This is a genomic window from Mucilaginibacter sp. HD30 (assembly GCF_054061755.1).
This window is the reverse complement of the sequence record NZ_JBSSEO010000001.1, coordinates 3,126,484-3,149,297: the sequence shown is the minus strand read 5'-3', so window position 1 is coordinate 3,149,297 and position 22,814 is coordinate 3,126,484. Positions and strand designations below refer to the sequence as shown.

Below are 22,814 nucleotides of genomic sequence, written 5' to 3'. Positions count from 1 at the left end.
ATTTGAAAAATTTATTTACGGCATTATTTGCCCTGCTGCTGCCTGTCTTGGCATCTGCGCAATTCTCTATTTCCGGAAAAATTACAGACAAACTCGACAGTCAACCTTTGCCTGGCGCAACCATTAAGATCAATGATTCAACATTAGGAACCACAACAGATAACGAGGGTAACTATAGTATTGCTAACCTAAAATCTGGTGTATACACAATATCGGTAAGTTTTGTTGGTTTTGAAACACAGCAGAAGAGGATATCCTTATCAGCTAACAGTAAAGTTGATTTTTCGCTTTATCTCTTGATGAATATTAACGAGGAGGTGGGAGTAACAGCTACACGAGCGGCATACAATACGCCTGTGACCTTTAAAAATTTAACAAAAAAAGATATAGCAGAAAACAACTCAGGCCGTGGCTTTGAGTATCTGCTGGAGCAAACACCATCTGCGGTAGTGAGCTCAAACGCCGGGGCGGGTGTAGGTTACACCGGGATCCGCATCCGCGGATCAGACGGTACGCGGATCAACCTTACCGTTAACGGAATACCTATTAATGATGCCGAGTCCCAAGGCTCCTACTCTGTTAATTTACCTGACCTGGCATCGTCTGTAAATAGTATTCAGGTGCAACGTGGTGTAGGTACTTCAACAAATGGCGCTGCCTCTTTTGGTGCAAGCATAAATATACAAACCAATACCCGGCAGGATTCCGCCTATGCGGAGTTGAATAATTCGGCCGGCTCATACGGAACTGTAAAAAACACGGTTAGTATGGGTACTGGTTTGCTAAATAACCATTTTAGTGTAGATGGTCGGTTATCGCGTACCGTTTCCAATGGTTATATTGATAGGGCATCATCTAATTTAAGATCGTTCTTTTTGAGTGGAGCTTATTATGGTAAGAATGATCAATTGCGTCTTAACGTATTTTCAGGTCATGAAAAAACCTACCAGGCCTGGAACGGTGTCGCTGAAGAAACAGTATTGGCAGGCAATGCGCGCTATAACGAGGTTGGCTACATTGCTAAAACAGGTGGATTTTATGATAACCAGACAGATAACTATACTCAGAATCACTACCAGTTATTGTACGACCGGAAATTAAGCGACAAGCTAACTTTTAACGGCGCTTTACACTATACCCGTGGTTATGGCTATTATGAAGAATATAAAAATGATCAGGCTTTAAGTAAATACGGTATTACCCCCGTTGTAATTGGCGGTGTACCGGTAACCAATACCGATTTGGTGCGCCAGCTTTGGTTGAGCAACCATTTTTACGGTACCACTTACAATTTTACTTATAAACCTAATCAGCGGGTTAAATTTATTTTGGGCGGCGCCTATAACGAATATAAAGGCGACCATTATGATAAGATCATGTGGACGCAGGAAAGTACCAACGTTCCGCCGGGATATGAATACGCCCGCGATTTTGCTAAGAAGACGGATTTTAATGTTTTCGGGCGCTCTGAGGTGACATTAGGGGGCTTTCTTTTGTATGGCGATATGCAATATCGACACATCAACTACTCATTTTTAGGATTTGACCGCAACCTTAACAATGTACAACAACAGGCCCTGCTTGATTTTTTTAATCCTAAAGTAGGAGCCACTTATAGTTTTGGCAACAGCCGGGTTTATGCGTCGTTATCAGTGGGTAACCACGAGCCTAACCGGAATGATTTTACCAATTCATCGCCAACAAGTCGCCCTAAATCAGAGAATTTAAAAGATTTTGAAGCGGGATATCATTTTGATTCGAAAAACTTTAGCACAACGGTTAATGGCTTTTATATGTTGTATAAAAATCAATTGGTGCTAACCGGCTCACTAAACGATGTTGGATCTGCAATCCGCACCAATATCGAAGATAGCTACCGCGCCGGCATTGAAGTTAGCACTCGAGTGCGCATTGCCGAACCGCTTACGTGGCTGGCCAACGCCACTATAAGCGCTAACAAGGTGAAAAATTTTAAGCAGTACTTGTATAACTATGATACCGATACCTATGATCTTACACAGTATACAAAAACTAATATAGCCTATTCGCCGGCATTTATAGCTGGTAGTACTATTAGCTACAAACCGCTAAAAAACACAGAGATCGCTTTTATAAGCAAATACGTTAGCAGGCAGTATCTGGATAACACATCAACAGAAAGTCGCTCACTTGCAGCTTACTTTGTAAATGATGTGCGCCTGGCTTATAACTTTAAGTTTGCCGGTGTTAAAAATATAGGCCTTGGCTTGTTGATCAACAATGTGTTCAGTGAGAAATACCAGTCGGACGGCGCAACTTACCCAGATATTGAAGGCGGTAAGGTGGTAAACTATAATTATTGGTTCCCGCAGGCACCTGTGAATTTCCTTGCATCATTGAATATAAGATTTTAAACAGCCACAATTTGTCATTCTGAGCGATAGCGAAGAATCTTGTAAAGGCGGCGAGCAAGGCGTATAGGATTCTTCGCTATCGCTCAGAATGACAATTAAATAAAAAAATGGATACAAATCACTGGTTACAACTTTTTAAAGAACAAGTTAAGCAAACTTCTTTATTGGAGTGGGCCTCTGTATCTTTCAGCGTAGCCGAGGTGTTATTGGCTAAGGTTAACAATGTGCTGCTATACCCGGCAGGTATAATCGGCATAGTGCTGGGTACCTATATTTTAGTGGATGTTGGCCTATATGCTGAATCAATTTTGAATGGCTATTACCTGGTAATGAGCTTTTATGGCTGGTGGTACTGGCTAAAAAAACGCAACGAGACACCTGTTAAAATATCGGTAAACAGCAAGCAAGAGTGGGTAATAACCCTATTGATTGTTTTTGTAGGATGGGGATTGTTATATATCCTGCTTAAAAACTTCACCAACTCCACTGTGCCTGTTTGGGATGCCTGGGTATCGTCAACGGCATGGGCGGGTATGTGGCTGTTGGCAAGGCGTAAACTGGAGAACTGGGTATTGCTTAACTTGAGTAACCTGTTTGCCATCCCTTTGCTCTGGCATAAGCAGTTGGTAATGTTCTCGGCGCTCACGTTGTTTTTATTTATTGTAGCCATTTTCGGCTTTTTTGATTGGCGGGCCATCCTGAAAAAGGATAAAGCCGCTGTGTAATTTTAAACCTTATGGGAGATCTACCTCACCCTTCAAAATATATTAATGATAAGCATGTAGCTGCTATCCGCAACGGCGCTACGCAAGCGGAGCATTTGGGTATGCTGAGCGACGAGCAACTTGCTATCGCATATAGCCAAAAATGGTTCCGACTGTTGGTGCCCGAAGTATATGGCGGCAAACAAATTGCATTACCTGATTTAGTGCGCTTGCAGGAAGCCATTAGCTGGACCGACGGCAGCACCGGCTGGGTGGTAACCCTTTGCAGCGGTGCAGGCTGGTTTGGTGGTTTTATTGATCCCGAAGCGGCAAAAGATATATTCAATAATGAAGGTGTGTGCCTGGCGGGGAGTGGCGCAGTTAGCGGAACAGCAGACATAAATAACGATGGCTATGTGCTTAATGGCACCTGGAACTACGCCAGCGGCGCACATCATGCCACGCATTTTACAGCCAATTGCACTATCAAAAGAAACGGCGAAACGGTATTTGATGATGATGGCCTGCCTTTAGTGTTACCTTTTATTATTGATAAAAAAGATGTTAGCTTGTTGCCTACCTGGAAATACATGGGCATGGTTGCTACCGGGAGCCATTCGTTTAAATTAGAGAATGCGCAGGTACTTGCTAACCGGTGTTTCCATATTGATGCCAGGTATTCGCAAATTGATGAGAAGCTATACCAATACCCGTTTATGCAACTAGCAGAAGCTACCCTGGCGGTTAACCTATCGGGTATGGCGGTACATTTTGTTGATCTGTGCCGGGATACTTTTGAAGAGAAACAACATCAACCTAAATTAAGCAAAACACAAAAGGACCTGCTTTGGCAAATTTTAGATGAGCAAACACAACGGCTAAACCTGGCGCGTACAGAGCTTTTTGCTGCTGTGGATGCATCCTGGGTGGAAACAACATCAGAAAGCTTAAGGGATGTTAGCCATACCAGTCGTGTTTTGGCCAAGTTTGCACGAGAAGCCGTAGATAACCTTTATCCTTATTGTGGATTAAAGGCTGCGGCTCCTGATACAGAAATTAACCGTGTTTGGCGCGATCTGCACACGGCAGGGCAGCATTCCTTGTTAACCTTTCTGGAGATATCCGATAATTAACGCTGCTGTTTTAGCTGATGCGCCAGGTTGACCCATTAGCGTGTCGAGTTCGGCGTAGTCGGAAAGCATTTGTTGGCGGTAGGCGCCATCGTTAAGTATGTTCTCCATTTCTGTTTTTATTTTATCAGGACTGCAATCATCCTGAATCAGTTCTTTCACAACAAGTCGATTCATAATGAGGTTAACCAGTGATATAAACTTGATAGTAACAACCATTCTTGCAATGCCAACGGATATTTTACCCCCCTTGTAAACTACTACCTGGGGTACGTGGAACAAAGCGGTTTCTAACGTGGCCGTGCCTGATGCTACTATTGCCGCATCGGCATGCTTTAAGAGATCGTATGTGGCATTAAATATGATCGGGATTTTTTTGCCGTTCAAAAAAGGTGTATAATAATCCGCATCAAATGATGGCGCTCCTGCTACCACAAACTGATACAATTTAAAGCGTTCTGCAACAGCCACCATGTCCGGCAATAGCCTGCTTATCTCTTGCTTACGGCTGCCCGGCAGCAAGGCGATTATTTTTTTGCCGGTAAAATTATGCTTAACAAGGAAATTATTTTGCGGTTTAAATGCAGCAACTGCGTCAAGCAGGGGGTTACCTACATAATCTACCTCCATTCCCCATTTTTTATAAAAATCAACTTCGAAAGGCAGTATGCAAAACAAGTGATCAACTACCCGTTTTATTCTTAATACTCTTCTCTGGTTCCATGCCCATACTTTGGGCGATATATAAAAATTGACGGGGATACCCTGCTTTTTAGCGTAGGTGGCTATTTTTAAGTTAAAACCGGGGAAATCTATCAATACCAAGGCATCAGGTTGCCAGGCGGCTATGTCCGCTTTGCATGCTTTAAGGTTTTTTAAGATGGTAGGCAGGTTAATAACCACTTCTAAAAAACCCATAAAGGCCATTTCGGCATAATGCTTAACCAACGTACCACCTTCGGCTTGCATCAGGTCGCCGCCAAAAAAACGGAATTCGGCCTGTGGGTCCAGCTTTTTTAGCTCCTTCATTAAATTGGCCCCGTGCAGATCGCCCGAGGCCTCGCCGGCTACCAGGTAATATTTCATGCGTTGGGGTTATTTAATGATGCCATGTAATTAAACATTGAATTTCCAGCTGTTTAAAACGGGTATGGCATGATGGGCCGTCATATCAAAATGTACCGGCACAACCGAAACATAATTATTATCCAAAGCCCAGGAATCATTATCCTCGCCATTATCATTTAATTGAAATACGCCCGTGAGCCAATAGTACGGCCTTTGGTGCGGATCCATACGCTCATCAAACTCCTCGGCCCATTTAGCATTAGCCTGACGGGAGATCTTTATACCTTTCAAGTTGCTTCCTTTAGGGAAGTTAACGTTCAACAGCGTAGCTGTTGGCATGCCGTTTTGCAGAACCTGAAAGGCAATTTCTTTTACATATTTTCTGCAATGGCTAAAGTCGGCCTGTAGCGTATAATCATCTAAAGAGAAACCTATAGCTGGAATACCCTCAATAGCTGCTTCAACAGCTGCCGACATGGTGCCTGAATACAATACGTTAATGCCGTTATTTAAGCCATGATTGATGCCTGATACACACAGATCAGGCTTTTTGCCTTTGAATATTTTGTTCACGGCAATCTTAACACAATCAACCGGGGTGCCGGAGCAGCTGTACATTTCTATACCTTCATAAACGCTAACCGCGTCTAAACGCAGTGGTTTGCCAATGGTAATGGCATGCCCCATACCCGACTGCGGACTATCAGGTGCCACTACAACCACGCGACCTATCTCTTTCATTACATCCATCAAGGCTTTTATACCGGGTGCGGTAATGCCATCATCATTCACTACCAGTATGGTGGGTTGGTGTTTTTTCATTATGGCTCAAAATTAGTTATATTTGTTATATGCTGATTGCAGAAGGAAAAAAGAAGTATACGGTTGCAGAATATGATCTGTTAGAAGAGGGCGCACCTTTTCAGCTAATTAATTATGATTTAGTTATGTCGCCTTCTCCTTTAGCTGTTCACCAGCAAATATTATTTGATCTTTCAGAAATTATCGTTTTATATAACATTACTTCCAGAAAAGGTCAGTGGATGTACGCCCCAATTGATGTTAAATTTGACGACGGGAATGTTTTACAACCCGATATACTCTTTATTTCAGAGGAGAGGAAAACTGAACTAATAAAAGACCGTGTGGAAGGAGCGCCTGATCTTATAATAGAGATACTATCACCTTCTAACGCTTATTATGATCTACGGCAAAAGAAAGAGATATATGAGAAGTTTGGGGTTAAGGAATATATAATTGTTGATCCTATAGCTCAAAATGCAGATTTATATTCTTTAAAAGATGGTGCATACCAACTACAGCAAAAAGCACAAAAAACAGAGCAATTAAACTCGGTTTTGTTGCCCGGCCTGATAATTGAGCTGCAAAAGCTATTTAAATAAAAAACTCCCGTTTTGCGGGAGCCTTCAACTTACAAATCGTTTATCCATTTTACCAGCTCATCGCGGCCTTTGCCTGTTTTTTGTTGGAGTTTGCCTAACAGTTCATCATCTTTTCCTTCCTCCCGTACTAAGTCATCATCTGTCAGATCGCCATAGGCTTGTTTTATTTTTCCCTTCAGCTCGTTCCAGCCGCCTTTTAATTCTAACTTATCCATAGTGTTTTTTATTAGATGTATTAGTATAACATCTGTAAATGGTATGGGTTTTAAACAATTAATAATGATAGCGAAGCTGGGCTACAAACAAAGTATCTTTCTCCACTTTGTAAACTAAACGGTGTTCGTTTGTGATGCGTCTTGACCAATAACCATTTAGATTATGTTTTAAAGCCTCTGGTTTGCCTGTTCCTTCAAATGGGGTAAGTTGTATTTCTTCAAGGAGAAACTTTATTTTTTCGATCACCTTTTTGTTGCCGCTTTTTTTCCAGTATTGTAATTGTTCTAAAGCCAGAGGTGAAAAAACTATTTCCATAAATCATCGAGAGAGACTTTAATGCCTTGTCCTGCATTCAATTGCTCAATGCTTTCCGTTAAAGCCTTGCGGTTCACTTCGCTCTTCATAAGGTATTCGGTTTCATCAAGCTCTTTTTCATACTTAATGCCGAAAGCTTCAAAAATAGTTTTCAAAGCTCTTTCCTGTGCCTCGTCTTTAGGGTGAATGGTAAGTGTCGACATCTTCTTTGAATTAGTAATGCAAATTTAAGTTATTTACATTAACAATTTATATAAATTGCCTAGTCGCCTGTCATCATAACCGGCTCGGCAGTCTCATCCTTGTCTTTCTATTTTATAAATCTACAACGCCCCCGCTTTTATCTCCTCAACAACTCCCGGATCCAACAGCGTTGAAGTATCACCTAAATTGCTTGTATCGCCCTCAGCGACTTTTCGCAAAATGCGGCGCATTATCTTTCCTGAACGCGTTTTTGGCAATCCGCTTACAAACTGGATTTTATCGGGTTTTGCAATGGCACCGATTATACGGGCAACCGTCATTACTATGTCTTTACGGGTAAGCTCATCATCTTCGTGTTTATTAGGGCAAACCACGAAGGCATATACGCCCTGACCTTTAATATCATGCGGATAACCCACCACAGCAGATTCAACCACACTGCTGTGCATGTTAATAGCGTTTTCAACTTCTGCAGTGCCAATACGATGGCCAGATACATTCAGTACATCATCAACCCGGCCTGTAATACGATAGTAGCCGTTTTCATCGCGCATGCAACCATCGCCGGTAAAGTAAAGGTTTTCATAAGCCGAAAAGTAGGTCGTGCGGCAGCGCTCGTGGTCGCCATAAGTAGTGCGCAGCATACCCGGCCAAGGGAATTTGATACATAAATTGCCGTTTACCCCGTTGCCTTCAATTTCTTTACCTGTTTCATCAACCAAAATGGGCTGCACGCCCGGTAAAGGCAAGGTTGCAAAGCTTGGTTTAAGCGGCGTTACATTAGCAATGGGCGATATCATAAAACCGCCAGTTTCTGTTTGCCACCAGGTATCAATAATAGGGCAGTTGCCATGACCTATCTTTTCATCAAACCAGTGCCAGGCCTCCTCGTTAATAGGCTCGCCTACAGAGCCGAGTTTAGTTAATGAACTCAGATCTTTATTTTTCACCACATCATCGCCAAAACTCATTAATGATCGGATGGCGGTAGGCGCAGTATATAATATGTTTACTTTGAATTTCTCCACGATCTCCCATAAACGCCCCGGAGTTGGATAGGTCGGTATCCCCTCAAACATTACCGATGTTGCACCTTGTGTTAATGGTCCGTAAGCAATATAGGAGTGACCGGTTATCCAGCCTATATCAGCGGTACAGAAATATACTTCGCCCGGCTCGTATTGGAACGCAGTTTTAAAAGTATAACCGGTGTAAACCATATAACCGCCGCAGGTATGTACCACGCCCTTAGGCTTGCCAGTAGAGCCGGAAGTGTATAAAATAAACAGCATATCTTCGGCATCCATTTCTTCGGCGGGACAGTCAGGGTTCCCCTGTGTTTCAACTTTTCTAACCTCATCTTCCCACCACACATCGCGGCCCTTTATCATGGCTACAGGTGTGCGGGTGCGGGTAAGCACAATAGTTCTGTCTACCGTTGGGCATTGAACCAAAGCATCATCTATAATAGATTTAAGCGGCACCTCTTTATTGCCACGGAAACTGCCATCGGCAGTTATAACAATATTGCAGCTTGCATCTTGTATCCGGTCGGCTATGGATTGCGCTGAAAAGCCCCCAAAAACAACCGAATGAATTGCACCAATGCGTGCGCAAGCTAAAACGGCAATAGCCAGCTCCGGCACCATGGGCATGTATATACAAATACGATCACCTTTTTTTGCGCCATTGTTTTTTAACACATTGGCAAACTGGCAAACCTTTTCGTACAGTTGTTTATAAGTGAGTACGCGGTGCTCATCTTTAGGATCGTTAGGTTCCCATATAATGGCCGGTTTATCGCCCAGTGTATCCAGGTGTCGGTCAAGACAGTTCTCCGTAATATTCAACTTGGCACCCTGGAACCATTTTACATCAGGATCCTTAAAATTCCATTCTAAAACATTATCCCACTTCTTTTTCCACAGAAAGTTTTCAGCAATACCTGCCCAAAATTCCTCGGGCTGTTCAACGCTTTGTTTATATACTTGTTTGTACTGGTCAAATGATGTGATCTTCATAATTATAAATTGGTAGCGCAAATTAGCGATTTCCTGAAAGATGTGTAAATGGAATATTTAAAGCGGATGATTTTTTTACGAACACGAAAGAGTTGTTTACTTTAGGTAAAGTATCATGCAATCATTCGTTAAAAAAGCTGTTTTAGAAGTGTATATTCCTTAGGGAATAGCGTTTTCGTCTTTGGCAAGGGACCTTCGGCATTGGTTAAATGTTTAATTTGATTTTAAAATAGCATTCCTTAGGTTAACCTCAATCTGGCTGTAACCTGCATGCTTGCCATTTTTATGGCCATGTTAAGCCTTATTGTTTGGTCAAAAGCAACTCAAAAGGGGGCCGTTTGAATGCACTTTATAGGCTATTTACAAGGCGCTTAAAAAAGTTGAAATATTTTTCAACTCGCTGTTGTCTATATCATTCAAAATCCTGATATTTGCAAACTCTTTTAATAAAAGGGTACTAAAATTAATTTGTCATGTCAAGAATTTGTGATCTAACAGGAAAAGGCTCTATAGTTGGTAACAACGTTTCTAACTCAAACGTTAAAACCAAACGCAGATTTCATCCAAACTTAAAACTTAAAAAGTTTTACATTCCTGAGGAAGATAAATGGATAACCTTAAAGGTATCTACGTCAGCAGTAAAAACCATCAGTAAAAATGGTATCACTGCCTGCATCAATAAATTTGTAAAAAAAGGATACATATAGTAGTTGTAGGTTAGTGGTTTTACGTTATGCGTGAAAGATCTAACTGAAGCTTCAATTTGAACATAACGTACAACGTATTTGCGTAATACGTACAACAATAAAATAAGATGGCTAAGAAAGGTAACAGAGTTCAGGTAATTTTAGAGTGCACAGAGCATAAAACAAGTGGTATGCCGGGTATGTCTCGTTATATTACCACCAAGAACAAAAAGAATACTACCGAGAGATTGGAGCTTAAAAAATTCAATCCGGTTTTACGTAAAGTAACTGTACACAAAGAGATTAAGTAATTAGTTGATTGGATTGAATGGTTGATTAAGTTCAGTTATTCAATAAATCAATAATTCGCTAATTCAATAATTAAAAAGACATGGCAAAGAAAGTAGTTGCAACCCTGAAAACAGGTGCTGGTAAAGAATACTCAAAAGTAGTTACAATGGTTAAGTCGCCTAAAACAGGTGCTTACTCATTCAAAGAAGTAATTGTGCACAACGATCACGTTAAAGACGCGATCAACGCTGCAAAAGGTCAGTAATTATTTTTGATGATGATATAAAAGCCGTCTTGTTTATAACGAGAGGGCTTTTTTTATTAATATGCAGACAGATAGATGTGCGAATGTGCAGATATGTAAATGTGAAGATGCTTTAATTATTGAATTGATTTGATAATTGTTAAATTACAAAGCGGGATATTTGCACATCTGCGTAATTGAATGCGCTAACAATGCTACTTTTTAATAAAAACATTTGCACATCCACACACATTTGCATATCTGCGCATCTACTAATCTGCACATCTAAAACTTATGGGATTATTTGATTTTTTTAAAAAGAAGGAAAGCACGCCGCAAGAGCAGGAAGCGCTTGATACCGGTTTGGAAAAAACCAAGGATAGCTTTTTTTCAAAGATCACCAAAGTAATAGCCGGCAAATCTACCGTTGACGATGACGTGTTAGACGATCTGGAAGAGGTGTTGGTAACTTCAGACGTTGGGGTAACTACCACACTAAAAATAATTGAGCGTATACAGGGCCGTGTAGCGCGCGACAAATATGTAAGCACATCAGACCTTAACGGCCTGTTGCGCGATGAGATACAACAATTACTTGCTGAAAACAACAGCAACGATTTTTCGAGTTTTGAGTACGGTAGCCACAAGCCTTATGTAATAATGGTAGTGGGCGTTAACGGTGTGGGTAAAACTACCACAATTGGCAAGCTCGCACATAAACTAAAGCAAGCGGGCAACCAGGTGGTATTGGGTGCAGCGGATACTTTTCGTGCTGCGGCTGTAGACCAAATAAAACTATGGGGAGAGCGTGTTGGCGTGAAGGTGGTAGCACAAGCCATGGGATCAGACCCTGCATCGGTAGCATTTGATACTTTACGGTCGGCCGTTGCCAGTGGCGATGACGTAGCTATAATTGATACAGCGGGCCGGTTACACAACAAAGTAGGCCTGATGAACGAGCTGACCAAGATTAAAAATGTAATGCAAAAGGTTGTTCCCGGCGCTCCGCACGAGATCTTGCTGGTGCTGGATGCTTCAACCGGGCAAAACGCTATTGAGCAATGCAAGCAATTTACCGAAGCCACAGCCGTTAATGCTTTAGCACTTACCAAGTTAGATGGTACCGCTAAAGGTGGTGTGGTGATAGGAATATCAGATCAGTTTAAAATACCCGTAAAATATATTGGGGTAGGCGAAGGCATGGATCATTTACAGTTATTTGATCGGAAGGCGTTTGTTGCTTCGCTATTTAAAGAACAGTGATGATTTCGCTGATTGATTTTTGATTCCACCGATGGTTGATTGCAAACTTTGAGCATGATGTATTGACAGAGAAAATTATTGGATGCTGCTTGCAGTGCATTCATCACTTGGCCCCGGTTTTAATGAAGAGGTGTATGCAAAATCACTTCAGCATCAATTGGCGAAAGAATATTTAAACTTTGTAGCCGAAAAGGAATTTAATGTGGAGTTTGACAGTGTGTTGGTTGGTAAATTCCGTTGCGATCTGTTTGTAGAAGGTCGCGTTATAGTAGAACTTAAATCAGTGACAGGTTTTATACCCAAACTTTTTCAAAACCAGTTACTGTCGTATTTAAAAGCCAGTAAAGTTAAAACAGGGCTGTTAATAAATTTTGGTAACCCAAGTTGTGAAGTAAAAAGATTGTCTGTTTGATCTCTACCGTCTGATTAAATCAAGAGCATCGGTGCAATCAACAAATAATCAGCGAAATCTAAATAATAATGCGTACGAAAGAAATAAGTAAGCCGATACAAATTAAAAAACCACGCGTTAACGTAGTGACTTTGGGCTGCTCAAAAAATATCTACGATTCAGAGATTTTAATGGGTCAGCTTAAAGGTAATGCTTTTGATGTGGTGCATGAGGCTAACAAGGTGGGTAAAGACGATATCATCGTAATAAATACCTGTGGCTTTATTGATAATGCCAAGCAGGAATCAATTGATACCATTTTACAATACAGCGAGCTAAAGGAGCAAGGCAAAGTAGGCAAAGTAATAGTTACCGGATGCCTGAGCGAACGTTATAAGCCCGAGCTGGAAGCCGAAATAACCAATGTTGATGCCTACTTTGGCACTAACGATCTTCAAAATCTATTGTGTTCGCTTGGCGCTGATTATAAGCACGAACTGATAGGGGAGCGCTTACTGACCACCCCATCTCATTTTGCCTACTTTAAAATTGCCGAGGGCTGTAATCGCCCTTGTTCGTTTTGCGCCATCCCCTTAATGCGCGGTACACACGTGTCAACTCCGATGGATGAGTTGGTTAAAAACGCTGAAAAGCTGGTGAGAAACGGTACGAAAGAATTGATACTTATTGCTCAGGATCTTACTTATTATGGATTAGACCTTTACGGTAAACGTAATCTTGACGAGTTACTTCGCCGTTTATCAGATGTTAATGGTGTAGAATGGATCCGACTGCAGTATGCTTATCCATCGGGCTTCCCAATGGAGATCTTGGATGTGATGAACGAGCGCAGCAACATATGTAAGTACCTTGATATGCCTTTGCAGCATATTACCGATAATATGCTAAAATCAATGCGCCGCGGTATCACCAAGCAAAAAACCATTGATGTTGTTAACCAGATCCGCGATAAAGTGCCGGGCATTGCCATGCGCACCACACTGATAACCGGTTACCCTGGCGAAACGGAACGCGATTTTGAGGAAATGCAGCAATGGGTAGCAGATACCAAATTTGACCGTCTGGGCTGCTTCACTTATTCCCATGAGGAAAAGACCCATGCCCATAATCTGGTTGATGATGTGCCTGAAGAAGTAAAACAGGAACGCGCTGATGCTATAATGGAGATACAACAAGGGATCTCATTTGACAAAAATCAGGAAAAAATAGGCAACACCTACAGGGTACTAATTGATAAAAAAGATGGCGGCTATTTTGTTGGCCGTACGGAGTTCGACTCGCCGGAGGTGGATAACGAAGTTTTAATCAATTCAGCGATAGATTATGCTCCAATTGGCAGTTTTGTACAGGTAAAAATTGACTCGGCAGAGGATTTTGACCTTTATGGACACATTGTAAAATAATCAGGATTTAGGATTGCTGTTGCGTTTTTAGAATTTTAAAATCTAAATTCGGCATCGGATAAAAAATCCGAAATTGAACATCCGCAATCCGAAATCAATGGACGTTACCTGTATAAGCTATAAAGACACCGGATTTTTCTCTTCGGGCTTAACCGACTACCTGGAAGGTAAACCCGAACTTGAGCCGTTTTACGGCAACCGCCCCAATTTTGAAGGTTTTGCAGAACTGCTTAAAAACAAAAAAGTTATTGCAGACAGGGAAATACTTGCCGGCGTTTTAACTGAACAATACCAGATTATTACTAAATACGCCCGCATTTGGGATTCGTCTTTCGCAATTGCAGACGCTGTTCAGCAAAATATAGCAAGGCTTAAGCAGGCTAATACTTACACCATTACCACCGGCCACCAACTTAACATTTTTGCCGGACCGCTATACTTTATTTATAAGATTGTAACAGCCATTAAACTGGCGCAACAGCTTAAGGACAAGCATCCTGATAAGGATTTTGTGCCCGTTTACTGGATGGCGTCAGAAGATCATGACTTCGCAGAAATCAGCTATACCTATATCGGTGGTAAAAAAGTGCATTGGTGGCTCGAAGCTTCTGGAGCTACGGGGCGCATAAACCCAGAGACCATGCGGCAGGCGCTTAATCAATACAAGGGCGTTTTGGGTATGGAAAACTTTGGTCCGGAGCTGGCTGAAATTGTAGAAACGGCTTACACCCGCTTTGATAAATTGGCCGATGCTACGCGTTATATGGTTAACGCATTGTTTGGGCAATACGGCTTAGTAATTATTGATGCGGATAACAGTCGCCTTAAGAAACAGTTCGTTCCAATTATTGAGCAGGATATAATTGAGCAAAATAGCTTTAAAAATATAAGTGCCACCAACGAAAAATTGCATAAACTGGGAATGCACATACAGGTAAACCCGCGCGAGATCAACTTTTTTTACATGAAAGGTGGTACGCTACGCGAGCGTTTGGTGTTTGAGGACGGCATTTATAAAGTGCTGGATACCGAAATAAGGTTTACAACGGATGAACTGAAACAGCAAATTGCCAAACATCCCGAAAGGTTTAGCCCAAACGTGGTGATGCGGCCGCTTTACCAGGAATGCATTTTACCTAATATCGCTTACATTGGCGGCGGTGCAGAAGTAATTTATTGGCTGGAACTGAAAGCTAACTTTGACTTTTATAAGGTTAATTTCCCCATACTGATATTACGCAACTCGGCTTTGGTGGTGCGTAAAGAAGCAGCCGGAAAAATAAAGCGGATGGAACTACAGCTTGCAGATCTATTTAAACCAACTGATGCCATTAAAGCCAACTGGGTTAAACAGCATAGCGAAAATGACCTATCTATAGGATCTGAATGGCAACAAATACAGGCAGTTTTTGAACAGATAAAATCTAGCGCTTCACGCATTGATGTTTCGTTAGTACCATCAACCGAGGCTGTACAAGCACGCTTGAAAAAGGCAATGGACAGTCTTGAGAAAAAACTGGTTAAGGCAGAAAAACGCAATCACCAAACCCGCTTAGAGCAGATAGATCAGATTAAAGAGGATCTTTTCCCGAACGGAAGCTTACAAGAGCGTACAGAGAACTTTGGTATGCTCTATGTACGCTGGGGGCAGGATTTTATTGACGAGTTGATCCGTCATTTTGAACCGTTGGATTTTGAATTTGCAGTGGTAACGGAATAACGAAAGCGTTTAGGGTGTCATCCTGAGCTTGTCGAAGGACTGTATAAAGGCCAGCCGCACTATTGGTTCGACAAGCTCACCATGACACCCACTTTTTCGCTTCTATTTCAATGACAGGTATCTATCCTCTCTTCTCTATCCTATCATAAAACCCACCAAAAACATTCTCTTTGACAGCTGCTTCTTTAAAAAATTCACCCGGAAAGCCTAAGTCTATTTTACTTACTTCATCCAGCTTTTGCAGTTGTTCTGTGCTCAATTTTACATCGACAGCTTTCATATTCTCTTCCAGTTGGCTCACTTTTGTGGCACCCGCAATTGGGATAGATGAAAAGCCTTGGCTCATGGTCCATTGTAAGCTAACATGACTTGCGGGTACACCCAGCTCATCAGCAATTGATACTACAACTTCGGCAATTTTGGTGCTTCTATCATTGCGACGGTTGCTTTCAGGCTTGACACGCCCTTGCTCGCCCCTTAAATATTTGCCGCTTAACACGCCACCGCCTAAAGGCGCCCATGGCGTAACCGTCATCCCGAAGTGTTTGGCCATGGGTATAAGCTCACGTTCAGGCGTGCGTTGCAACAAGCTGTATTCAACCTGTAACGCAATAAATTGGCTCCAGCCCATCAACTCGGCCATGGTATTGCCTTTGGCTACCATCCATGCGGGGGTGTCGCTTATGGCAGCGTAGTTAACTTTGCCCTGACGAATTAAGTCGTCTAACCCGCGCAGCACCTCATCAATAGGCGTAAGGTCGTCCCAAATGTGCAGGTACATTACATCTATAAAATCCGTCTTTAATCTTTTCAAACTTTCTTCCACGCTCCGCATCATATTTTTGCGGTTATTTCCCGATGCGTTAGGATTGGTGACGTTATCCTTTAATGAATATTTGGTAGCCACCACAAAGTAATCGCGATCATGGTTGCTCATATATTCCCCAATTATCTTTTCGCTGGTTCCCAGCTTATATATGTTGGCAGCATCTAAAAAATTCCCTCCGGCGTTGACAAAAGCGTCCATTATGGCAAAACTGGTTTCTTTGTCAGCGCCCCAGCCGGCCTCGGTACCAAAACCCATTGTGCCCAGGCACAGTTCAGAAACTTTAAGACCCGAGCGGCCCAATAATTTGTAGTTCATAGTGCAGTAGTTTTAAGCAAAATTAAACAATAATAGCCTCTGCTTGTACAATAAGTATGAAAGTTATAACCCTCCATAATCGCATTGGCATTGACGAGCTGTTTAGCCATTTGCAGCAAAAGCTAAATCCGTTATTTAAAGAACAGCGGCAAACAGATATTGATCTGCAAATATTCCAGGCAGACGATTCCGTTGAAATTGCTATACCTCAATTATATGAAGGAGCACTTTTTCAAATTGCCATTAACGGCACAGAGCTTTGGATAACACGCAGTGAGCACTATGTTGATGACGTCAACTCGTTAGCTATTGAGTCGATATTAAATCAGTTGTTTGATGATCTGTCTGATGAAAAAGGGACAGATCTGGTGCAGGAGGGGTAATCATCACGTTGTGAGCTATCATGGCATGAAACAAAACACCGTCGCACTTTTCGTTTATGCTAATCGCAAAAAAATAAGGCCTCTTTCTATTGCTAAAAAGAGGCCTTATATATAATTTCATTTTTTATATTTTAACCGTATATCCAGCTAAACTTATACTCCAGCATAGGGTTTTTCATACGTTCGGCAACGCGTAATAAACGGGCAGGTAAAGCTAAAACATAGTCGCGGGCCTTTTCGCCTTGCTCATTTAAGCCGGTAACTTTTTCAATTTGCCATTCCTCTATCAGGTCTTTTAAAATGTCCACATAGTCTACGGCTGTATAAATGCCCAAACGTTGTGCAGCATCGGTAAAGTGCCCGAAAGTTTGACCGATCTTTAAACCAACTTCGCGCAGAAAATGAGCCGGCATCACTATTTTTTTACGCATCATATCCTCAAAGGCTATCATGGCTTCGTTGGCATCAACTTCAAAAACACGTTTTATAAAGTACATATAAGCTTTAGCATGGCGAGCCTCATCAGAAGCAATAACGCCGCACATTTTTGACAATAGCGCGTCACCATCTTTTTTAGCTTGTGATGCTACTCTGCGGTGGGATACATTGGTAGCCAATTCCTGAAAAGATGTGTAAATAAAGTTGCGGTACGGATCATGCCCGGTGCCAATGTCAAAACCATCGGCGATTAAATATTGGGTTGATACCTCCATGGCACGCATATTAACGCGGCCGGTTAAATAAAGATATTTGTTCAACAGATCACCATGGCGATTTTCTTCGGCTGTCCAGTGGCGGGTCCATTTCATCCAGCCACCTTCTTCGTTATCAGATACACCTTCAACCATCGTTAACCATGATTCGTAGGTAGGCAGGGCCTCTTCGGTAATTGTATCGCCAATAAGTACCGCCATCAGGTCATACGATAAGCCTTTTGCGCTTTCGCGCATCTCTTTTATTTCGTCAAAAAACGTATCTTTTGTAGAGTCAGGCAAAAAATCAGTTGGCTGCCAAATAGTGTCAATAGGCTTTAAATATTCATACATTTTCTCCAGCATGAATTGTTCAATATGCCCCATCACTTCCCGCCTTTTTTCTTCAAAAAATCTCATATTTATCTGTTAGCGTGCAAAGGTAATGATTTAAATGTTTAGTAGTTATCAATTTTTACCGGTGTAGCCTATGGCTTTTTTCATACACTCGGGCAAAGTTTGCGTTGATGGCTTACCCGTAAAAATAGAAAATGTTCCGTTATAGTCCCATAACATTCCGGGGATGTTTAAAGTTTTAAGGGTTTTGCGCATTGCTGTTATATACCTACAACGGCTATCTAAATTAGCATACTTGTTATATACCCCATATTCGCCGCATAAAAGAGGAACATTATATTTTGCACCCCATTTTTTTACAATAGTAAGTTTGTCAAACAGAGACCGCTCATTACCGTCAACCTTATATTGGTAATAATTAGTTTCGCCCCAGGTGTTTTTTGCCTTTGCGCTAAGTGCAGGAAAATTTTCCGCATTATAAGGAAATGGCACCCCAATAGTTGCTACCTGGTTGCCTACCCAATCAGCACCCTGATGGGTAAAGAAAAAAGGTTCATAAAAATGAAATGTATAGATAATATTTTCATCAGCCAGCCGTACAAAACGGCTCAACTCGTAAATGCTGTTGTAGTTAGATGCGCCCACAATAAGCGTTCTCTTTGTATCTACCTTGCGTATTGCAGTTGTTATGTTATATGCTGCATCTTTCCAAACCTGTGGGTTGATTGGAGGGGGTTCATTGTATATTTCAAACAACAAGTTGTCGGGACTTACACTCTTATATCTTTTAGCTAAAATAAGCCATAGTTTAGTTATTTTGGCCGTTTCCGTTAAAAAATTAGCATCGTTTAGATTGCCGTAATGATAGTCAAGCACAAGTTTAAAATCATATTTATTACATAGGGCAAGCACGCGGTCAATTTGCGCCAACACATCATTAAGCGGTGTTTTTTGCTGCTCAAAAAAATTAAATGCCACAGGTAGTCTTACACTTTTAAAACCTAAAGTTTTAAGCAAAGCAAAATCTCTTTGGTGTATACCAGCTTTTAGTATACCTTTATTCCACGTCTGCTCAAGCCATGATATACTTATGCCATTGTTTAAGCTTTTGGCTCTTTTAAATGCAATTGCACGTGCATCAACCACACTTGGTTTGCTTTTTGCATGTACTCGGGCCAAAGCGTTTGTTTTAACGGACAGAATAAATATAACAAGTGTTAATAAAAAAGTTTTCATTCGGTATTTTTCATTTTATTAATAACAACCGTTCAATCTTTTCATAATTTTAGTGGCTAATAATGTTTGTTCAGATTACAAAAGAAGAATTTTCAAAAGAGGTTTTAAAAAAAGCATGGTATCAAACTAATAATATTGTTTGGACACTCATTTTTTTATATCCGTTACTTGCTGTTGTTGACTTTATTTACGCTATTGACCTTTGGGTTCAGTTTTTAATAGTACGGATAATAGTTGTTATAGTTATTTACGGGTTATACAGTTTTTTCAAAAGTAGCCAATACAATTACCGCATACTGCTACACTGCTGTTTTTTTCTGGTATCATGTACCTCGGCAATTTTCTGCAACCTGGTACATATAGAGCATTTAACTGTTTACTGCCTTGTTTACTCGGCCGCACTGCTGTTTTTCAATATACAGGTATTCTGGGAACCGGTGCATTCCATAGTTCAGTCGCTGGCTGCATTGGTGCTGCTGTCGGTATTTTTTAACACACTAAATAGCGGCACTGCCGAACAATTTATTAACGAAGGCGGGCAGTTTTTTTTCATTATAGCGGCTGTGTCATGTCTTATTCCGGGCGCCCGTTTTAAAGTATTGGAGCGCGAAGCACGGCAACAGTTGCAGATTGAAAAATCTAATGAACAACTAAAAGTTCAAAATCAGGATATTGTTGAAAAGAATCGCATTATTGACATACAGTATGAACGTATGGTTAAAATGGACGAACAAAAAAACAGCTTTATCAATATTGCCGGCCACGATCTTAAAAATCTGATAGGATCAATAGTGATGAGTGCCAACATGATAAGAGAAGAGGATTACAGGTTAAGCGCAGATCAAAAAGAGTTTTTGGGCTATATCACTGAATCGTCAGAGAAAATGCAATACATGTTGAACAAATTGATGGATGTGAAGGAGATTGAGTCGCCGGAGTTGAAGTTCAATATGGAGATATTTGACGTAAACGTAGAGGTTCGTCGTATTTACCGTGGATTGATAGAAACCGCGCAGATGAAGAACATACATTTGCTTGACAACATCCTGAAATTGCCGCTTAACGTTAAACTGGACAAGGTATTCGCCGGACAGGTGTTCCAAAATTTGTTGTCAAATGCGATAAAATTCTCGCAGACAAATAATACTATTAAAGTAATAACCGGTTTACAACGGCAAAAATTTGTGTTAGAAATAATTGACGAAGGAATTGCGATCGGACAGGAAGATCTGGACGTAATGTTCAATAAACTACAAACACTTAATGATGCATCAACCAGCGCCGAGAGCCGTTTAGGGTTGGGCCTTTCCATTGCTAAATTAATTACATTGGAGATGGGCGGCGAGTTGTTTTACCGCAGCGACGAAAACGGCAATTATTTCAGAGTAGAATTTAATGTAATTAACTAAACATATCAGTAAGCAATGAACAAATTTTTAAGCTTGTTAGCCTTTTTATTTTTGTGGAGCACAGCTTCTTTCGCTCAAAAAATTGTATCGTTCAAGGCAATGGGGCATGAGGACGAGGCGGTGCAGGGAATGATCGGTAGTACAGCGTACTACATGAAAATAGACCCTCTTATTGAAATGAATGGCAGTAAATTGGTTTTGTTTTTCGAGGCATCACAGGCGCTTATTCGCGAAAAGTCTTTTGTTAACGTTATTATCAATGACAGACCAGCCTTCAGTGCCCGTTTAACTAAAGACTCAATACAGCAAATTAGCCTCAATCTAAGCCGTAACGACCTTTCGGGCGACAAGTTTCTTAAGGTGCAGGTAAAAACGGCGCTTACGGTGTCTGATGAGAAATGTAAAGATTTAGATAACCCTGCAATGTGGTTAAAAGTAAAATCATACTCCTATCTTAACCTGGTTAAAAGCAACTCCAACTTTTTTTCCAACGTAAATATTGGCAACAGTTTTGAGACGATGCGTGCTATTGTTTACCCGGCTAACCCTTCGCTTAATGATCTTAAAGCAGTAGCCTGGGCTTACTCACGCTTAAAGAAAGCGGATGCCAAGAATATCCAGGTTTATCAAGACGGACGCCTGCCAGATAGTGTGAAAAATTATGTTGTGGTGGGTCAGCTTTCGCGGCTTAGTGCTGCAAGACGCAGCTTGATTAAAATTACGCCGCAAGGGGGCGAAGGTTTAATGTATTTAAGTAAAGCTACTGTTAACACGGTAGATACCATAATGCGTTTAGTAAATGCAGGCGGCAAAATAATGGCAGTAAAATCATTAGCAGAGAGTACTGTGCCATCTCAAATATTATTTGTTACCGGCAGTGATGAAACAGGTTACGCAAAATCAATCACAGCTTTAGGAAACATCAACATTCTGAATTCAACTTTCGGCGATTATTTGCTAATCAATAAAGCCGAGAATGCCTTTTTCAAAACTATTGATGAAAACCGCTCAAAATTAAGCTTCAGACAAATAGGTGGCACAACTACCTTCATGTCAGGCATCGGTAGCTTGCGTAGCGTTTATAATTTTAAAAACAGCGATTTTAGCTTTACACCAAAAGAAGTTGAGATACGCGTTATAGCCAACTACAGCAGTTTGGCCCAAGGCGATAGGGGCTACCTGAACGTTTACCTTAACGGGATGCTGATACAATCAGAAAAATTGGATGGCACCGGCAAACTAAATACTGCCGTAACAATTAACCGCTACCAACACCATAAATATAATACGCTCGAAACTGAGTTTAGATTTTACTCAAGTGGCGGCAATTGTTTAAACAGTTTCAATGGTTTCTTTGCAGAGGTTGATGTGGATAAATCTTACCTTGAATCAAAAAACCCATTTGTTACCAGTGATCTTAGCTTTTACCAATACCCTGAAGCATTTAATAATGGTACCACACGTATAGTTATCAGCAAAAAATACGCGCCTTTTGCTGCCGGAGCTTTAGGAGAGATAATTTATGAATTAAACAATAACATCAACGCCAATAATTTCCCTGAGTTTACTTACTCTGGCGACATGGATGTAAATGATCTGAAAAAGAACCACATTATTGCGCTATTGGCCGGAGATGATCCGCTAATGAAGGAGTTTCCGGATGCGCCGATACAATTTGACCGCAAGTTTAGATTATATAATAACGAGAATAATAAGATAGTATACGAGCTGTCAGACTCCGTGTCAAACGGGTTGGCGCAGATTTTTTACGGGCGTAGTAACAACGCGGTACTGGTTTTAACAGCAACCGGTAATGACCTGGCCGCGGCCTTTAGTTCGGCTTCGCGCTCCATAACAGAGCAGCTTTCAACTCTTTCAAGTAACGTAGCTATATCTGATATAAACAATAATAAGTATCTGTTTAACATCAGTAAATCAAGCGAGAACTTGGAGTACATAGATACCAAGAGTGTACTTACCCGTTTCTGGGAAAGTTATAACCTGTATATATTACTGGCTATGCTGGTGCTGATATTACTGTCGTTCCTTTACATACGCGCTAAGGTTCAAAAATCACAAGACATATTCACCGACTAATTACACAGGCCGGTGGCGCAGGC

23 protein-coding genes are annotated in these 22,814 nt (G+C 41.2%); 14 read left to right on the top strand and 9 right to left on the bottom strand.

Translation table 11 applies throughout. The annotated features are described in order from the left end of the window. Positions 1-2 precede the first annotated feature (2 nt). From ACVW2L_RS15040 to ACVW2L_RS15030, 3 genes are all read left to right on the top strand, one after another. Complete coding sequence (locus ACVW2L_RS15040) at positions 3-2,393, top strand: TonB-dependent receptor (protein WP_457128782.1); 2,391 nt, start codon at positions 3-5, stop codon at positions 2,391-2,393. A gap of 107 nt (positions 2,394-2,500) precedes the next feature. Next, positions 2,501-3,118 carry a nicotinamide riboside transporter PnuC gene (gene pnuC, locus ACVW2L_RS15035; protein ID WP_457128781.1) on the top strand — a complete coding sequence of 206 codons (618 nt, stop codon included), beginning with the start codon at positions 2,501-2,503 and terminating at the stop codon, positions 3,116-3,118. Positions 3,119-3,129: 11 nt separating this feature from the next. Beyond that, entirely contained in the window at positions 3,130-4,230 is a 1,101-nt protein-coding gene (locus tag ACVW2L_RS15030) for an acyl-CoA dehydrogenase (protein WP_457128780.1), read from the top strand. On the opposite strand, the gene lpxB is transcribed toward ACVW2L_RS15030, so the two are convergent. Both lpxB and surE read right to left on the bottom strand, forming a co-directional pair. Next, complete coding sequence (lpxB, locus tag ACVW2L_RS15025) at positions 4,201-5,313, bottom strand: lipid-A-disaccharide synthase (protein ID WP_457128779.1); 1,113 nt, start codon at positions 5,311-5,313, stop codon at positions 4,201-4,203. The genes ACVW2L_RS15030 and lpxB overlap by 30 nt on opposite strands. 30 nt (positions 5,314-5,343) lie before the next feature. After that, the gene (gene surE, locus ACVW2L_RS15020) at positions 5,344-6,117 is read right to left on the bottom strand and encodes a 5'/3'-nucleotidase SurE (protein ID WP_457128778.1); all 774 of its coding nucleotides are present in this window, start codon (positions 6,115-6,117) and stop codon (positions 5,344-5,346) included. A 29-nt stretch (positions 6,118-6,146) separates the two neighbouring features. Here surE and ACVW2L_RS15015 point away from each other — a divergent pair, with 29 nt between their 5' ends. Continuing rightward, positions 6,147-6,698 (top strand): Uma2 family endonuclease, encoded by a 552-nt coding sequence (locus ACVW2L_RS15015; RefSeq protein ID WP_457128777.1) that lies wholly within the window; start codon positions 6,147-6,149, stop codon positions 6,696-6,698. 29 nt (positions 6,699-6,727) lie between these two features. On the opposite strand, the gene ACVW2L_RS15010 is transcribed toward ACVW2L_RS15015, so the two are convergent. The 4 genes from ACVW2L_RS15010 to acs all read right to left on the bottom strand — a co-directional run bounded on the left by ACVW2L_RS15010 (position 6,728) and on the right by acs (position 9,454). Beyond that, positions 6,728-6,913, bottom strand: coding sequence for a CsbD family protein (locus tag ACVW2L_RS15010; protein ID WP_457128776.1), 186 nt, complete (start codon positions 6,911-6,913; stop codon positions 6,728-6,730). 58 nt (positions 6,914-6,971) lie between these two features. Then, positions 6,972-7,229 (bottom strand): Txe/YoeB family addiction module toxin, encoded by a 258-nt coding sequence (locus tag ACVW2L_RS15005; RefSeq protein WP_457128775.1) that lies wholly within the window; start codon positions 7,227-7,229, stop codon positions 6,972-6,974. After that, a complete protein-coding gene (locus ACVW2L_RS15000; protein ID WP_457128774.1) occupies positions 7,220-7,432 on the bottom strand; it encodes a DUF2683 family protein in 213 nt (70 codons plus the stop codon). The genes ACVW2L_RS15005 and ACVW2L_RS15000 overlap by 10 nt, the downstream gene beginning before the upstream one ends. 120 nt (positions 7,433-7,552) lie before the next feature. Next, on the bottom strand, positions 7,553-9,454 hold the full coding sequence (acs, locus tag ACVW2L_RS14995; protein ID WP_457128773.1) for an acetate--CoA ligase: 1,902 nt from the start codon (positions 9,452-9,454) through the stop codon (positions 7,553-7,555). A 473-nt stretch (positions 9,455-9,927) separates the two neighbouring features. On the opposite strand from acs, the gene rpmB reads away from it, so the two are divergent. The 7 genes from rpmB (at position 9,928) to bshC (ending at position 15,473) form a co-directional block, all read left to right on the top strand. After that, complete coding sequence (gene rpmB, locus ACVW2L_RS14990) at positions 9,928-10,161, top strand: 50S ribosomal protein L28 (protein ID WP_022830076.1); 234 nt, start codon at positions 9,928-9,930, stop codon at positions 10,159-10,161. A 107-nt stretch (positions 10,162-10,268) separates the two neighbouring features. Next, complete coding sequence (rpmG, locus tag ACVW2L_RS14985; RefSeq protein ID WP_022830075.1) at positions 10,269-10,451, top strand: 50S ribosomal protein L33; 183 nt, start codon at positions 10,269-10,271, stop codon at positions 10,449-10,451. Positions 10,452-10,531: 80 nt separating this feature from the next. Continuing rightward, positions 10,532-10,696: a DUF4295 domain-containing protein gene (locus ACVW2L_RS14980; RefSeq protein WP_294793862.1), complete on the top strand. Its 165-nt coding sequence runs from the start codon at positions 10,532-10,534 to the stop codon at positions 10,694-10,696. 273 nt (positions 10,697-10,969) lie between these two features. Beyond that, positions 10,970-11,938 (top strand): signal recognition particle-docking protein FtsY, encoded by a 969-nt coding sequence (gene ftsY, locus ACVW2L_RS14975; RefSeq protein WP_457128772.1) that lies wholly within the window; start codon positions 10,970-10,972, stop codon positions 11,936-11,938. Between the two features lie 82 nt (positions 11,939-12,020). Continuing rightward, a complete protein-coding gene (locus ACVW2L_RS14970; RefSeq protein ID WP_457128771.1) occupies positions 12,021-12,350 on the top strand; it encodes a GxxExxY protein in 330 nt (109 codons plus the stop codon). A 68-nt stretch (positions 12,351-12,418) separates the two neighbouring features. Continuing rightward, a complete protein-coding gene (gene rimO, locus ACVW2L_RS14965) occupies positions 12,419-13,753 on the top strand; it encodes a 30S ribosomal protein S12 methylthiotransferase RimO (RefSeq protein ID WP_457128770.1) in 1,335 nt (444 codons plus the stop codon). A 73-nt stretch (positions 13,754-13,826) separates the two neighbouring features. Beyond that, a complete protein-coding gene (bshC, locus tag ACVW2L_RS14960) occupies positions 13,827-15,473 on the top strand; it encodes a bacillithiol biosynthesis cysteine-adding enzyme BshC (RefSeq protein WP_457128769.1) in 1,647 nt (548 codons plus the stop codon). A 121-nt stretch (positions 15,474-15,594) separates the two neighbouring features. On the opposite strand, the gene ACVW2L_RS14955 is transcribed toward bshC, so the two are convergent. Further along, positions 15,595-16,617, bottom strand: a complete 1,023-nt coding sequence (locus tag ACVW2L_RS14955) for an aldo/keto reductase (protein ID WP_457128768.1) — start codon at positions 16,615-16,617, stop codon at positions 15,595-15,597. Between the two features lie 56 nt (positions 16,618-16,673). Between ACVW2L_RS14955 and ACVW2L_RS14950 the strand changes: the two genes are divergently transcribed. After that, positions 16,674-17,000: a hypothetical protein gene (locus tag ACVW2L_RS14950; protein ID WP_457128767.1), complete on the top strand. Its 327-nt coding sequence runs from the start codon at positions 16,674-16,676 to the stop codon at positions 16,998-17,000. A gap of 131 nt (positions 17,001-17,131) precedes the next feature. Here the strand turns inward: ACVW2L_RS14950 and ACVW2L_RS14945 are convergent, their stop codons facing one another. Next, on the bottom strand, positions 17,132-18,112 hold the full coding sequence (locus ACVW2L_RS14945) for an acyl-ACP desaturase (RefSeq protein ID WP_457128766.1): 981 nt from the start codon (positions 18,110-18,112) through the stop codon (positions 17,132-17,134). A 48-nt stretch (positions 18,113-18,160) separates the two neighbouring features. Beyond that, entirely contained in the window at positions 18,161-19,285 is a 1,125-nt protein-coding gene (locus ACVW2L_RS14940) for a glycoside hydrolase family 5 protein (RefSeq protein WP_457128765.1), read from the bottom strand. A gap of 62 nt (positions 19,286-19,347) precedes the next feature. On the opposite strand from ACVW2L_RS14940, the gene ACVW2L_RS14935 reads away from it, so the two are divergent. Both ACVW2L_RS14935 and ACVW2L_RS14930 read left to right on the top strand, forming a co-directional pair. Further along, a complete protein-coding gene (locus ACVW2L_RS14935) occupies positions 19,348-20,694 on the top strand; it encodes a sensor histidine kinase (RefSeq protein WP_457128764.1) in 1,347 nt (448 codons plus the stop codon). 15 nt (positions 20,695-20,709) lie between these two features. Then, the gene (locus ACVW2L_RS14930) at positions 20,710-22,791 is read left to right on the top strand and encodes a cellulose biosynthesis cyclic di-GMP-binding regulatory protein BcsB (protein ID WP_457128763.1); all 2,082 of its coding nucleotides are present in this window, start codon (positions 20,710-20,712) and stop codon (positions 22,789-22,791) included. Positions 22,792-22,814: the final 23 nt, after the last annotated feature.